Origin of the sequence: Desulfobaculum xiamenense, assembly GCF_011927665.1 — a bacterium.
Lineage (GTDB): Bacteria > Desulfobacterota > Desulfovibrionia > Desulfovibrionales > Desulfovibrionaceae > Desulfobaculum > Desulfobaculum xiamenense.
Genome location: NZ_JAATJA010000002.1, coordinates 689,182 through 703,077 on the forward strand (window position 1 = coordinate 689,182; position 13,896 = coordinate 703,077).

Here is a 13,896-nt window from a genome sequence, read left to right on the forward strand (position 1 = left end):
TTCCATGTACGGACGCACTCTCAAGGTTCACGGGCAGTATCTCGCGCGGGGCATGGCCCTGCCGCGCAAGGCGCAGGCCGACGGCAACGGCGCTCCCCAGCAGCTTTCCGGCACCCTCGGCGGCGTGGAGGTGGTGGCCGAGGTCGCCGCCGAGTTGGGCCTCGCACAGGGGACCGAACTGGTGGTGACACTTATGCACGGCGAGGATGGCGACTATCGGCCCCTCGGCACCCTGTGCCGCGTGTCCGGCGGTCATCCCGTGGAGGCGGGCGAGGTGCTTGGGCGCTTCGTCATCCCCACCGACGCCGGGGAACTGGTCAAGGCTGTGGTCTCCACCACGGATGCTGCGGCCAGCGGCTGTCTCGACATCTATCCCCACTATCTCGCGCGATAGGACGCGGCCGGACCGTCTGAAGGCGGTCCGGCCCTTTTCGATACCCGCCGCATGGCGGCAAAGCATGGAGGCGAACATGGAGTTCACGAGACTTGGCGGTCACAAGGATGCCGGAGGCGAGGCGCGCGAGGAACAAGGCGCACAGGCCAGCCGCGAGCGGCGCGGCGCGAGCGTGCGCATCACCCTTGGGCGCGAGGAACTGGCGCCCCTCGGCGTCAAGGATGCCGTGGCCGAGGGGCAGCGCTTCGAGCTGCGGGCCGAGGCCGTGGCCGGTCGCCCCGATGACCACGGCGACGCGGCCGGGCGCGTGCCGTTCGCTCTGAAGCTGATGGCCCTTGCCCCGCAATCCGCGCGTTCGGGGGACAATGACGAGGACTTCTACCGGGCGGTGTTCGAGGGGGGTGTCTGACCATGCCCGCCAGGATTCTTTCCGCAGCGCTTCTGGAACTGGGCGAGGACCGCATCACCTCTGCCGATCAGGACTCGGAGCGCGCGCGGGTCGTCTCGGCCCTCTACGAGGGGGAGCGTGACGCCCTGCTGGAGGAGCATCCGTGGAACTTCGCCGTCGCCCGGGCCGAACTGGCCCGGGCGGCCGGAGGGCCGTGTTACGGCTATGCGAACCGATTCATGCTGCCGCCGGACTGTCTGCACGTCATCGAGACGGACCCGGACGCACGCTACGCGGTGGAAGGTCAGTGCCTGCTGGCCGACGCACGGGGCGTGCGTGTGCGCTACGTGCGCAGGGTGACGGTGGTCTCCGAGATGCCGCCGACCTTCCGTTCGGCCCTCGCCGCGCGCATCGCCGCGCGTGCCGCACGCAAGATCACCGGCTCCTCGGCGGAGAAGGAGCGCATGGAGGCGCTCTATCGCGAACGTCTGCGTACGGCCAAGGGGCGCGACGCGCAGGGCGGCGGTAGGCCCGAAAGCATCCGCCCGGACGCCTTCATCCGGGCGAGGGGGTAGGCCATGGTCACGGCGACGCCCATCATCAACGCCTTCACGGCGGGCGAGCTGTCCCGCCACCTCGACGGCCGCACCGATCACGAGAAGTACTATTCCGGCTGCCGCAGGCTGGAGAACTTCATCACCCGCCCCCACGGCAGCGTGTTCCGCAGGCCGGGCACGCGCTTCATCGCGCCCGCGCGGCATGCGGACCGCCGGTGCAGGCTTCTGTCCTTCGACTTCAACGCCACGGCCTCGCAAAGCTACGTCATCGAGATGGGCGATGGCTATCTGCGCTTTTTCGCGGATGGCGGAATGGTCCTTCGCGAGGACGGAACGCCCTGTGAGATTCCCGCCCCGTGGAGCGCTGCGCAGGTGGACGCGGTGAACACCGTGCAGAGCGCGGACGTCCTGTATCTCGTCCATCCCGAGGTGTGTCCGCACACCCTGACCCGGCGCGGGCATGACGACTGGGCGCTCGAACCCATGGTCTTCCATGCGCCGGGCTGGAACATTGATGTGCTCGGTCCGGACGGCGTGGCGAGCGACGGACGGCAGGGGAACAGCATGTCCCTGCCCGAGGGAACGCTCTTCGAGGGCTGTTGGCTGGTCCGCTGCGCGGGTGGCGAGGACGGCGGCGAATGGTTCCGCTACCTCGGCACCCGACAGTTGGACGCGCTGGACGCGGCCCTCGCGGTGACCTTCCGCGATACGCCGGACAAGGACGCGTCGGACCAGATCGAAAGCATCCGCAAGGCCGACGGCACGGTGCGCGGGGACTTCTGGCGGCGTGAGAGCGTCTCGCACACCATGCCCAAGGCGTGGAAGGACGGTTCGTGGCCGTCGTGCATCGGATTCTACGAGGACCGCCTCGTCCTGGCGGCGACGCCGGAGAAGCCGCTGACGCTGTGGCTTTCGCGAACGGGAGCGTACGAGGATTTCCGGCTCAACACGAGCATGTACGATTCCGGCGTGCAGGGCGAGCCGCTGGACGACGACGCCATCGAAATCACCCTGTCCGGGTCGCGGGTCAATCCCATCCGCTGGGTCATGGATCAGGAGCATCTGCTGGTGGGGACCAACGCCTCGGAAATCAAGGTCTGGTCCGGGACCGACGGCGAGGGCATGACGCCCTCGCGCTGCCAGCGCAAACGCCAGTCCGCCCATGGGAGCGCGTCGCTTCCCGCGCAGCTGGTTTCGGGCACGGTGCTCTACGTCACGCGGACGCGGCGCAAGGTGCGCGAGCTGCTCTTCGATTTCTCCTCCAACAGCTACCGCGCGCCGGAATTGACGCTTTTGGCCGAGCACGTCACCGGTCCCGGCATCGCGGACATGGACTATGCCCGCGAGCCGGACGGCGTGCTGTGGTGCGTGCGCGACGACGGCATGCTCATCGGCTGCACCTATCTGCGCGAGGAGAATGTCCGCTCGTGGCACCGGCATCCGCTGGGCGGAGGCGGCAGGGCGGAATCCGTGGCCGTCATTCCCGGTCCGCAAGGCGACGAGGTGTGGCTCGTGGTGCGTCGGACCGTCGCCGGGGCCGAGCGGCGCTACGTGGAGCGGCTGGATCCCGCCTTCGTGGAGACGGCGGGCGATGCGCGCGACGCGTTTTTCGTGGACAGCGGGCTGACCTATCGCGGCGAAGCCCGGCGGGTCATCTGCGGCATGGAGCATCTGGAGGGCGAGACCGTGCAGGTGCTGGCCGATGGTTGTGTGCTGGGCGAAAGGATGGTGCGCGAGGGCCGGGTGGACCTCGGGCGCGAGGCGCGGGTGGTGCACATGGGCCTTGGCTACGCGAGCGTCCTGCAACCCATGCGGCTGGAGATGGGAAGCGCGGGCGGCACGTCGCAGACGCGGCGTAAGCGCATCATGGGCGTGACCCTTCGCGTGCTCGATTCCGTGGGCGGAAGCGTCTGCGTCGGTGATGACAGGCCCGGTGCGTACGAGGCCATTCTGCCCCATCATTCCGGAGAGCGGGCCGGGCATGCCCCACGCCTCGATTCCGGCGACAGGCTGGTGCGGCTGTCCGGCGGTTTCGACAGGGACGGCATTTTCACCGTGCGGCAGGATGAGCCGTTGCCCATGACGGTGATCTGCTGCGTTCCGGAAGTGGTGGGGGAGTGACATGCGGCTCGACATCGTTCCCTTTAGGCCGGAGCACGCGGCGGAACTGGATTTACGGCCGCTGGACAGCCTCGGGCTGACCGGAGCCGTATGCGGCGGCGACCCGCTGCGGCTTGGGCGCGTGTACGCCGCTGGCGGGCCGGCCTTCACGGGTTTGGTCGATGGGCGGCCAGTGGCCTGTGCCGGGATTGTGCTCGGCGCGCCGGGCGTGGGCGACGGATGGGCGCTGACCGGCGTGGAGGTGCCGCATTTCGCGCTGTCGTTTTGCAGGGCGTTCTCGCGCATGCTTCCGGCGCTCATGGCCGAGTGGCATCTCGTTCGCGTGCAGGCGCTGGTGCTGGAGGAGCACGCGACGAGCCGCCGCTGGCTCGAACGGCTGGGCTTTGAGTGCGAAGGTCTGCTGCGGCGGTTCAGCGGTGGGCGGAACTACTACATTTATGCGAGGTTGAGCGATGGCCTTTCAAACGTTGACGGCGGGGGCGCTTCTGGCCGTATCCACCGCGATGCGGGTTGACGACTACGGAAATCAGGCCCGGATGGCGGGATGGCAGGCCGACGCCGCGCGTGCGGCCGGGGAGCGCGAGGCCAAGGTGGTGGAGGAGCGGGCGCGGCGCGAGCGCGTGGCCCTCGACGACGCCCGGCGGCGTGCGCTGGCCAGCGGGCGCGTGGCCCTTGCCGGAAGCGGCATCGACGCCGGGAGCGGTTCCGCCGTGGAGGTGCTGTCCGGCCATGCGGCGGCCTACGAGCGCGAGCTTCTGGACATGGAGTTCGATTCGCGGTTGCGGGCGGAAGAAGCCCGCTACGGTGGTGCGTTGCGGTCCGACGCCTTCGGCGATCGCTCGCGCGGGTACGCCCTGCGCCGCAATCGGACGCTTCTTGAGGCGGGCATTGGCGTGGGGGCGGGTAGGCTGTGGTAGGCGCGACGCGCGGGGAGGTGAGGCATGGCTGAGATTCGCGTGACGAACGACGCGGTGCGGGGGAAGAGCCCCGCGCTTGTGGCGGCGCTGTCCTCGCAGGAGCGACGGCTCGACGCCTGCCGCATGGCGGATGACGAGGCTGCGTGCATGGTGGAGATTCTGCGGGGCGTGGCCGGAATCGTGGATGGTGCGACCGACGGCGAGGCCCTGCGCGAGGAACTCGACGGGCACCGGGAACGGGTGCTCGATGGCGTGGACGATCCGCAGATGCGGGAGCGGCTCCAGCGCTTCCACGAATGTGAGGTGCGTCGGCGTATGACCGAGCGCCGTGTGGACGGCGTGTTGCGCGAGCGCGGGGAGCGTGTGGAGCGCCTTGCTGCGGACCTCGATCACCTTGCGGACCGTGCGGCGGCTGTGGATGGAGCGGCTGCGGACAGGGAACTGTCGCTCATCGCCAAGCGTCTCGATGCCGCTGCGGCGTGGCTGCGCCCCGGCGAAGGCGAGGCGCTGGCCGAATCGGTACGCTCCGAGATCGTGGTGCGACGCGCCCGGCGGCTCATTGAGAGTGGCGTGGATGCGTGCTCCGAGGGCGTCTGTCTGGACGGCGTTGCCCCCGCGCGTGTGGAGGAGGTGCGCCGTGTGGCGCTTCGCGGCCGCGTGCGGCGCGTCATGGAGCGCCTGTCGCGGGAGTGCGTGGGTCCTGATGGCCGAACGGACTGGGACGTAGCCGGTTCGCGGCTGGTCACGGACGAGGGGCGGGCGGAACTGGACGTTGACGTCGAGGTCGCGACGCTGGCGACCGCGGAATGCCGCATTCGAGCTGCCATGGAACAGAGCGATCAGGCGGCGCGGCGCGAGGGGGAGCGCTGTGCGGCGCTGGATGGCATTTTCTCCGCCCATGGCAAAGGCGACGCGGCGGCGCTCATGGCGGCGCTTGGCGAGGCGGAAGGGCTGTTTTTGGCTGACGAGCGCGAGTGCGTCGCCCGCGCGTTGGCTACGGCGGTGTGGACAACGCGTCCCGGTGCGCTGTGCGAGGGCGCTATGGCTGCGCTGACTGGTGCGGTCGGCGTGTCGGACGTTCGGGTTCGCATTGGGGTGGACTATGCGCCTGACGACGCAGAGCGCGTGGCGAAGCTCGTTTCGCGGCGTGGCGAGGCGTGGGTGCCGCTTCTGCGGCGGGCCGTGGAGCGCGTAGGCGCAGCGTTCGCCGGGGACGATGTCGGGCGCTTTTGCGCGGATTGCGCCCTGCGTGATCTGCTGTGTCGTTTGGAGGCCCTTGGCGGCGACGTGGCGCTTCTCGATGCGCTGACGCCGGGCAGCGGTACCTGTGTGGTGGAACGCATTGTCGCCGCGTATGGCGGCGCTTTGGACGCGGCGATGCCCATTGTGTGACGGCGTGGCGGGTCCATCTCATGCGCGGTTGGTGAGCGCGGAAAACGGGAAAGCCCCGGCCATTGGCCGGGGCTTTCGTCGTCTGGTCATGCGGACGGGGTGCCCGTCTACATGAGGAAATTCTTGATGCCGGTGAAGATGATCTGCGCGGCCAGCGCGGCCAGCACGAGGCCGGAGAGCTTGGTTAGGATTTCGATGCCCATCTTGCCGAGGGCCTTCTCGATGCGCGAGGCCGAGTAGAGGATCGCGCCAAGGCAGATAACGGCGGCGAACAGTGCGCCGAAGCCGATGGCCTGCTGCACGGCGTCGGGCAGACCGGCGCTCATGACCATCATGACGCCCACGGTGGCGGGACCGATGGTGATGGGAATGGACAGCGGCACCACGCTGATGTCGCCGTCTCCGGTCTGGATTTTGCCGCCCTTTTGCCCCTGCACGAGGGACACGGCGGAGAGGAACAGCAGTGCGCCCGCGCCGATGCGGAAGCTGTCGAGCGTGATGCCGAGAATCTCGAACAGCGGGTTGCCGAAGAAGAAGATCACGCCGCACAGCACGATGTTGGAAATCGTGACGCGGATGGCGATGCCACGCTGCTCCGCGCGTGTCATGCCCTTGGTCATGGCCAGGAACATGGACAGCACGAAGAATGGCGCGAGCACGAAGAAGAATTTGGTGAAAACGCTGATGAACAGGTTCATCGTCTTGCCCCCATGCGAAAGACGGTGTGTTGCGATGCACTCGGGAGAGTGCCGAATCAAGCGGGTGGTCTACAGGGTGGCGTGGCGCGGCGTCAACCGGATTCAGGGACTTGTTTGCGTGGTCAATGAATAACATGCCGGAATATCGGGCGAAGATGTTTCGTCCGTTGTCGCGGCGGCGTGTCACTGTGCATTTATGGGAGCGGGACGGTGCGTGTGGAGCGCGTCGATGGCGTACGCTCCTGCGTGGCGATGCGCAGGGGATCAGTCTCGGTCGTTTGGAATGCCTTCGGTGGCGATGCGTTTGGCGTCGTCGCGCTCGCGCAGGAGGTCTTCAATGTAGGCGAGGAGCTGGTGCACGGTGGTGTCCTTGCGGGGGGCGGGCTGCGCGTCCGCCGCGCGAAGCGAGCGCTCGGCGGCGGTCCAGTCGCCAAGGTTCCATGCGGCGTAGGCGTCGAGCACGAGGGCGCGGCGGTTGGCGGCGTTGGTCGCGAGGCATGCGGCGAGCGTGGCGCGGCAGTCGGCGAAGCGTCCGGCGTCGAAGAGGATGCGGGCCTTGTCCATGTACAGGTCCTGCGCCGGGGTGGCGGCGAGGGCTGTGTCGAGCAGGGCGATGGCGCGCTCCGTGCGGCCGGTGCTGGCCAGTGCTCGCGCGGCCTTGCGCGTGGGTGCCATGCGGCGGGTATCGTCCGTGGCGTTGGTCGTGTTTGCCTCATGGACGGCATTCGCGTTCGGGGCCTCGTTCGCGCGGTCGGCGTCGTCGTGGCGCAGCAGGCAACGCACGGCTTCGAGCGGCGCGTCGAGGGAGAAGTAGATGTCGGCCAGCGTGGACCAGTCCGAAGGGCTGGCTGGGCCGATGCGGCAGGCGATTTCGAGGGCCGCCGCAGCACCTGCGGTGTTGTCGCGCATGAGGCGCACATGGCCGAGGAGTCGCCACAGGCGCGTCTGGTCCGGGTGCCGGGAGAGCGTGGCATCCAGCACGCTCTCCGCCTCCGCGAGGGCCGGGATGCGCAGGCAGGCGTGGGCCATGAGTTCCGCCCATGCCGGTTCCACAGCCGGGACCACGGCGAACAGGGCGCGCAAGAGGTCGCGGCAGCGCGTGGCGTTGTCGGCGCGGAAGGCCTCGGCCGCCGCGTGGTACAGCAGAACGTGCTCGGTGCCGTCGAGGCTGTAGGCCTTTTCGAACAGGCGCGATGCCTCGGCGTGGCGTTCGCTTTCCGAGAGGGTCAGCGCGTAGTTGCGGCAGAGGAGCGCATTGTCCGGCGCGGTTTCGTATCCCTTCTCAAAGGCGATGCGGGCCTTGTCCACCTCGCCGAGGGTCCAGTGGGCGTTGCCGAGTGCCAGTAGCACCTCCGCAACGGGGTGTTCCTCGTGCCGGGCGATGCATTTTTCGAGGATGGCCACGGCGCGCGCGGCGTCGTCATGCTCCATGGCTTCTTGCGCGGCGCATAGGGCCTGCACGGCGAAATCCGGCATGCGCGAGGCAAGGGCCGCTGCGGGGGCGCAGGACGCCAGCACAAGGCACAGGACGGCAAGTGTCCGAAATATGCGTGAAGCTGTGTGTCGCATGGCGTCAGGAATCCAGATCGAAACGCAGGGGAACCTCCACCCACGTGGGCACGGCGCTGCCCTGATATACGCCGGGATGGAAGCGCCAGCGGGCCACGGCGTCGAGCACGGCGGCCTCGAACACGCCCTGCGGTTCGGCGCGGACGATGACGGGGCGCGAGACGTTGCCTGCGGCGTCCACGAGGAAGCGCACGGTGACCACGCCGGTGATGCCCTTGCGCCGGGCGGTGTAGGGGTAGACGGGGCGCACCGGCCGCGTGAGCCGGGGCGGCGTGTCCACCTCGCCGAGTTCGAATCCCGCGCTTGGCGTGGATATGGACGGCGCGGCGCTGGCGAGCATGGACGGGTCCACGCGCATGGCGGCGGCCAGCGGCGGAGCCGGGTCGAAGGCGATGTCCGGCGGGGTGACGTCCGGCCGGGGGCGCGGGGTGCGCTCGGGCCGGGGCAGGTGCGTGCGCGGCGTCTCACGCGGGGTTTCGCGCGGCGGGCGGCGCAGGACCTGCGGTTCCTCGTTCTTGGGCAGAGGCGGCGGAAGCTGGGCGAGCAGGAAGGCATCGCCGTAGTCGGGCGGCTCCGGTGTGCGGCGCGCGTCCGTGAGCAGCGGCAGGCTGCAAAAGAGCACGGTGTTGATGACCAGCGCGACCACGGTGGCCGCGATGGGGCGCAGCGTGCGGGCGCTCACTGGGGCCTCCGGGCGGCCACGCTGACGTTGGCCGCTCCGGCGAGGCGGCAGGCGTCGAGCACGGTGATGACCGTGCCGGTGCGGCTGTCGCGGTCCGCCGCGATGACCACGGACCCGCCGGGCGTTTCGGCGAGGAAGCGCTCCACGTGGGCGCGCACGAGGCGCAGGTCCACGGGCCTGCCCGCGATGTGCACGCTGCCCGCCTCGGTGACGCCGATGACCATGCCCGCCTTGTCCTTGACCGAGGCCGTGGCGGCGGTGGGACGCTGCACGTCCACGCCGGACTCGCGCACGAAGTTCGTGGTCACGAGGAAGAAGATGAGCAGGATGAAGATCATGTCGATGAGCGGGGCCATGTTTAGCTCCACGCCCCGACCGCGACGTCTGCGGCTGTAGCGGATGCTGTTCATGCCGCCTCCCGCCGCGCGGTGCCCCGCGGGAGCTGGAGACAGAACCGCTTGATGCGTCCGCGCAGGCGTTCGGCCCTGCGGCGCAGCATGTTCCCGGCAAGCAGGCCCGGAACGGCGACCACGAGGCCCGCCTGCGTGGAAATGAGCGCGGCGGAGATGCCCGACGCCATGGCGCGGGCGTTGCCGGTGCCGAAGCGGGTGATGGCGTCGAAGGTGTCGATCATGCCAGAGACGGTGCCAAGCAGCCCCAGAAGCGGGGCCAGCGAGGCCAGCACGAAGACCGAGGCGATGCGGCTGCCCGCGCGGCGCGACTGCTCGTGGCGCAGGCGTTCGAGGAGCCTGCGGTCCAGCTTGGCGTTGCCGGTGCGTCCGGCGAGCCAGCCGCCGACGATGGCGCGTTGCCAGCCGTTGCCCGCGTCACTCTTCAGACAATCGGCGAGGGGGGCCTCCTCGCGCTTGAGGGCCGTAAGTTCCATGAACTTGCGCACGGCGAGCCACCACATGAGACCCGATGCCGCGGCAAGGGGAAGCATGACCGGACCGCCTCCGGCGAAATGGTCGCTCATGGCCGCAAGCAGATCATGCATGGCCGTTCTCCGTGCCCACCGCGCCGTTTCTGGCCAGTTCGATGGCAAGGGACGCGCCCTTTTCCTCCATGTCGCCGATGATGGCGTCCACGCGGCGTTCGAGGGCGTGGTGGGCCACCATGATCGGGATGGCCACGGCAAGGCCCACCTGCGTGGTGATGAGCGCTTCGGAGATGCCGCCGGACATCATGCGCGGGTTGCCCGCGCCGAACAGGGTGATGGCCTGGAAGGTGTTGATCATGCCGGTCACGGTGCCAAGCAGGCCGAGCAGCGGCGCGATGGCCGCCAGCACCGACAGCGTGGGCAGGAAGCGTTCGAGGCGCGGCAGTTCGCGCAGGATGGCTTCCTGCATGGTGTCTTCGAGGATTTCGCGCGTGGTGCCAATGGATTCGAGCATGCTCCCGATGACCCGGCAGGCCGGGGACCGGGTGTTCGCTGCGCAGCGTTCGCGGCAGGCGTTCCAGTCCTTCGCGGTGGCGAGGCTCTGGATGTCGCGGAGTTCGTCGCCCGTTGCCGAGTGCACGCGCCACAGGGCGGCGATGCGCTCCACGATGAGCGCCAGCGCCGCGACGCCGACAAGCAGGATCGGCCAGATGAGCAGGCCGCCGGACGCGAGCCAGCCGAGGAGGTCCTTTTCGTCTGCGATGCGGGCGAACACCGCGCCGCCCGAGAGGTCCACGGGCAAAAGCGTCGCCTTTGCGGCCATGAAGTCGGCGGCGTCGTCTGCGGCGTCGGCGTCAGCGCCGCCGGTGACGGCGGTGAGGCCGGTTCCGGCGGCGTCGGGCAGCAGGTATCCGGCACGTCCGTCAGGCAGGCTATAGCAGGTCGCGAAGCGGCCGATGCGCAGGATGCTGCCGTGGGCAGGGCTGCCGTCCGGACCGGTGAAATCGCCCTCGCGCCGGGCCAGCTCGCCCGTGGCAGTGATTTCGTCGAAGAAGATGCCCGTCAGCGCGCGCACGTCGTCCATGCCGGGGAAGCGTTTTGTATCCAAAAGCGCGCGCACCACGTCGTCGCGGTCCGGATGTTCGGCGGTGATGGGGTTCTGGCGCGAAAGGGTGTCGGCCTCCTTGGCGGCGGTGCGGATGGTGCCTTCGAGGGCCTTCATCTCTTCCTGCTGGTCCGCCAGTTCGGTGCGTAGCCCCTGTTCGCGTTCGAGCAGGGCGTTGAATTCGCGTTCAAGGTCGCGGACCTCGCGTTCGAGAGCCGCCGTGGAGTCCTTGGCCGCGCGGTGTTCGGCGATGAGGGCGTCTCGCTCCTGCTCCATGGCGCGCCGCGTTTCTGCGGCGTCGGCCCGAGCGGTGGCGAGATTGGCCTCCACGCCGCGCGCGGCCTCGGGCCAGCCGGTTTCCGCGCCGCGTCCCGTTGCCGCGAAGGCGGCCATGGCCGCCAGCACCACGAAGAGCACGATCATGTTGCGGGTCATCGCGCACCTCCCATGGGCAGGGCGAGAATGTCCGCCGCACGCCTGCGCTGGGCCATTTCGATGCCCTGACGCACGGAGCGTGCGCCGTCGTCGTCGATGACGGTCCATTCGCCGCTGGCGCGGTCCCACATGGCGCACAGGGAGCCGTCCGCCGCGCGGCAGTAAAGTCCGATGCGCCCGAGGCGCAGCAGGGTGACCTGAAGCCTGCGTCCGCCGATGTCGAGCACGGTGTCCGTGGCCTCTGCGCCGCGTCCGTAACCGGCCTCCACCTGCAGGGTCTCCAGTGTGCGCCGGAGCTTCTCGCTCAAGGGCAGGTGGTAGTCGTCGAGGGAGTCGCGCAGGAAGGCCATGCGCGCCGCGCGTTCCTCGGCGAGGAACGGCAGGTCCGCCGCGATGGCGGCATCCAGCCGCTTGGCGGTGTCGTCCAGAAAGGGTTCGAGCTGATCGCGGACCTTGGCGAACTCGTCCTTGCGGCGTTCGAGTTCGGCGATGGTCTCGCGCTGGTTGGCGATGTAGGCGCGGTACTTGTCGCGGCGGAAGCCGAGCCACGCCTCGCGTGCCTTGAGGTCGCGCAGGCGGGCTTGCAGGTCCGCGCGTTCGTCGGCCCATGCGTTGGCGATGCGCTGGGCCTCGGCGGACACGCTCACCGTGCTGCGCACGGCGCGCTGGGCCTGCGTGGCGTCGGGCGCGTCTGCGGCGCGGACCGCCTGCGGCGCGGTGGCCAGCAGGCAGCAGAGCGCTCCCGCGAGGAGGGCGGAATGGAGCGGTTGTCTTGTCATGCGTCTCCCGTACATGAAAATGAAGCTCGTGTCACCAAATGGCGGAAAGTGTTACTGGACCGGAATCACGGAGCATTGTTCCCGCGTGTCCCGTTGCCGACGGCTGCCTCCCACGCCATCTCGGGCAGGAAGAGTTCCATGCCCTCGGCGGTGGTGATGCGCCGGGTCGGCGTCTCGTAGAGGCGGCTCACGCTGTCCTCGGTCATGACCTCGCTTGGCGGACCCTGTGCGATGATGTGGCCGTCGCGCAGCATGATGACGTGGTCCGCGAACAGGCGGGCGACGTTGGGATCGTGCAGGGTGGCCACCACGCGGGTGCCGCGTTGGCGGCACAGTTCGCGGATGCGCGCCAGCAGGGTGTGCTGGTTGTTGAAGTCGAGATGGTTGGTCGGCTCGTCCATGAGTAGTGCCTCGCGCGTCTGGAGGAGCGCCCGCGCCAGAAGCGCCGTCTGCCGCTCGCCGCCGGAGATGCGGTTGAAGTTGCGCGTGGCGAGGTGGGCGGCGTTGAGCGTGCGCAGAACGTCCATAGCTGCCTCGTAGTCCTCCGGCGTGGGGCGACCGGACAGCCCGAGGTGGGCCGTGCGGCCCATGACCACCACGTCGAGGACCGGAAAGGGAAAGATGTCGACGTGTTCCTGCGGGACGAGGCTCACCGTGCGCGCCACGCTGGCCCGGTCCGCGCGCGTGATGTCCAACCCGTTGATGGTGACGCGGCCGGAGCGCGGGCGTTCCAGCCCGCACAGGCAGGCGAGCAGGGTGGACTTGCCGGAGCCGTTGCGCCCGAGCACGGCGCACAGTTCCCCGCGCTCCACGCGAAAGGAAATGTCCGCGAGGATGGGGCGGCCGTTGTAGGCGAAACCGAGGGATTCGCAGATGAGGCTCATGACCAGCCGCTCCCCCGGTTGCGGTACAGGAGATAGGCGAACAGCGGTGCGCCGGTGAAGGCGGTGACGACGCTGATGGGCATTTCGGCCGTGGTGATGCTGCGCGCGGCGGTGTCGGCCAGAAGCAGGAACACGGCCCCGGCCACGGCCGCCACGGGCAGCATGCGCCCATGGTTCGGGCCGACGAGCGTCCTGGCGATATGCGGGATGACCAGCCCCACCCAGCAGACCTGCCCGCAGGTGGCCACGCTGACCGCCACGATCATGGACCCCGTCGCGAGGAACAACAGCCGCCACGGTCCGGGCGTGACGCCGAGGGAGCGCGCCTGCATGTCGCCGAGGGAGAGGACGTTCAGCCGGTAGCGCAGGCCGAGGATGAGGGCGATTCCCACGCCGATGACGGGCAGGGCCACGGTCAGTTCGTGCCACGAGGCGCGACTCATGCTGCCCATGATCCAGAAGATGATGGCGGGCAGCTCGTTGTAGGGATCGGCGACGTATTTGAGCAGGGTGATGCCCGCGTTGAACACTGAGAGCACTACCAGCCCGGCCAGCACGAGCACGAGCACCGGCTTCACCGCCACGGCCCGTGCGATGGACACGGCCAGCCCCACGGCGAGCATCCCGAAGACGAAGGCCAGCGTCTGGATGGAGCCGAAGGCCGTTCCGGGCAGCACGAGGCCAAGGGCCGCGCCGAAGGTCGCGCCGGCGGAGACGCCGAGAATGTCCGGAGACACGAGGGGATTGCGGAAGAGTCCCTGATAGGCCGCGCCGGACACGGCCAGCCCCGCGCCCACCAGCGCGGCCATGATGCAGCGCGGCAGCCGCACGAGGAAGAAGGCCAGCGCCTTGACGCGAAGGGCCGGGTCCGCGCCCTCCACACCCCGGAAGGCGTCCCACGCCATGGGGAGTTCAGCGGGGGAGATGTCCACCCGCCCAACCCACAGCGATGCCGCGAAGACGCAGCAGAACAGGGCGCACAGCGCGGCGAGTGGCGTGACGTCGGTCCTGCGTGCGCGGGCGGCCGCGAGGGCGATGGCGTGTTCGGTCACTCTGCGGCTCCGTGGTGGTGGAGTGTGATGGCGCGGTGGAGCA

16 protein-coding genes are annotated in these 13,896 nt (G+C 69.3%); 7 read left to right on the forward strand and 9 right to left on the reverse strand.

Annotated elements, in window-relative coordinates:
* Positions 1-4 precede the first annotated feature (4 nt).
* The 7 genes from GGQ74_RS10960 (at position 5) to GGQ74_RS10990 (ending at position 5,769) form a co-directional block, all read left to right on the forward strand.
* Positions 5-394 (forward strand): hypothetical protein, encoded by a 390-nt coding sequence (locus tag GGQ74_RS10960; RefSeq protein WP_167941583.1) that lies wholly within the window; start codon positions 5-7, stop codon positions 392-394.
* A gap of 76 nt (positions 395-470) precedes the next feature.
* Complete coding sequence (locus GGQ74_RS10965) at positions 471-803, forward strand: hypothetical protein (protein ID WP_167941584.1); 333 nt, start codon at positions 471-473, stop codon at positions 801-803.
* A 2-nt stretch (positions 804-805) separates the two neighbouring features.
* Positions 806-1,357: a phage connector family protein gene (locus GGQ74_RS10970; RefSeq protein WP_167941585.1), complete on the forward strand. Its 552-nt coding sequence runs from the start codon at positions 806-808 to the stop codon at positions 1,355-1,357.
* Positions 1,358-1,360: 3 nt separating this feature from the next.
* Positions 1,361-3,460, forward strand: a complete 2,100-nt coding sequence (locus tag GGQ74_RS10975; RefSeq protein WP_167941586.1) for a phage tail protein — start codon at positions 1,361-1,363, stop codon at positions 3,458-3,460.
* A gap of 1 nt (position 3,461) precedes the next feature.
* The gene (locus tag GGQ74_RS10980) at positions 3,462-3,974 is read left to right on the forward strand and encodes a GNAT family N-acetyltransferase (RefSeq protein WP_167941587.1); all 513 of its coding nucleotides are present in this window, start codon (positions 3,462-3,464) and stop codon (positions 3,972-3,974) included.
* A 22-nt stretch (positions 3,975-3,996) separates the two neighbouring features.
* Entirely contained in the window at positions 3,997-4,377 is a 381-nt protein-coding gene (locus GGQ74_RS10985; RefSeq protein ID WP_167941588.1) for a hypothetical protein, read from the forward strand.
* A gap of 24 nt (positions 4,378-4,401) precedes the next feature.
* The gene (locus GGQ74_RS10990) at positions 4,402-5,769 is read left to right on the forward strand and encodes a hypothetical protein (protein ID WP_167941589.1); all 1,368 of its coding nucleotides are present in this window, start codon (positions 4,402-4,404) and stop codon (positions 5,767-5,769) included.
* A gap of 107 nt (positions 5,770-5,876) precedes the next feature.
* Here the strand turns inward: GGQ74_RS10990 and GGQ74_RS10995 are convergent, their stop codons facing one another.
* The 9 genes from GGQ74_RS10995 to GGQ74_RS11035 all read right to left on the reverse strand — a co-directional run bounded on the left by GGQ74_RS10995 (position 5,877) and on the right by GGQ74_RS11035 (position 13,853).
* Positions 5,877-6,467, reverse strand: coding sequence for a MarC family protein (locus tag GGQ74_RS10995; protein WP_167941590.1), 591 nt, complete (start codon positions 6,465-6,467; stop codon positions 5,877-5,879).
* Between the two features lie 264 nt (positions 6,468-6,731).
* Positions 6,732-8,036: a tetratricopeptide repeat protein gene (locus GGQ74_RS11000; protein WP_167941591.1), complete on the reverse strand. Its 1,305-nt coding sequence runs from the start codon at positions 8,034-8,036 to the stop codon at positions 6,732-6,734.
* 4 nt (positions 8,037-8,040) lie between these two features.
* Positions 8,041-8,718, reverse strand: a complete 678-nt coding sequence (locus GGQ74_RS16510) for a TonB family protein (RefSeq protein ID WP_167941592.1) — start codon at positions 8,716-8,718, stop codon at positions 8,041-8,043.
* Positions 8,715-9,128: an ExbD/TolR family protein gene (locus GGQ74_RS11010; RefSeq protein ID WP_167941593.1), complete on the reverse strand. Its 414-nt coding sequence runs from the start codon at positions 9,126-9,128 to the stop codon at positions 8,715-8,717. The genes GGQ74_RS16510 and GGQ74_RS11010 overlap by 4 nt, the downstream gene beginning before the upstream one ends.
* Positions 9,125-9,715, reverse strand: coding sequence for a MotA/TolQ/ExbB proton channel family protein (locus tag GGQ74_RS11015; protein ID WP_167941594.1), 591 nt, complete (start codon positions 9,713-9,715; stop codon positions 9,125-9,127). Before GGQ74_RS11015 ends, GGQ74_RS11010 begins: the two co-directional genes overlap by 4 nt.
* The gene (locus GGQ74_RS11020) at positions 9,708-11,138 is read right to left on the reverse strand and encodes a MotA/TolQ/ExbB proton channel family protein (RefSeq protein WP_167941595.1); all 1,431 of its coding nucleotides are present in this window, start codon (positions 11,136-11,138) and stop codon (positions 9,708-9,710) included. Before GGQ74_RS11020 ends, GGQ74_RS11015 begins: the two co-directional genes overlap by 8 nt.
* Complete coding sequence (locus GGQ74_RS11025) at positions 11,135-11,917, reverse strand: DUF3450 domain-containing protein (protein ID WP_167941596.1); 783 nt, start codon at positions 11,915-11,917, stop codon at positions 11,135-11,137. The genes GGQ74_RS11020 and GGQ74_RS11025 overlap by 4 nt, the downstream gene beginning before the upstream one ends.
* A gap of 65 nt (positions 11,918-11,982) precedes the next feature.
* Complete coding sequence (locus tag GGQ74_RS11030) at positions 11,983-12,801, reverse strand: ABC transporter ATP-binding protein (RefSeq protein WP_167941597.1); 819 nt, start codon at positions 12,799-12,801, stop codon at positions 11,983-11,985.
* A complete protein-coding gene (locus GGQ74_RS11035; protein ID WP_167941598.1) occupies positions 12,798-13,853 on the reverse strand; it encodes an iron chelate uptake ABC transporter family permease subunit in 1,056 nt (351 codons plus the stop codon). Before GGQ74_RS11035 ends, GGQ74_RS11030 begins: the two co-directional genes overlap by 4 nt.
* Positions 13,854-13,896: the final 43 nt, after the last annotated feature.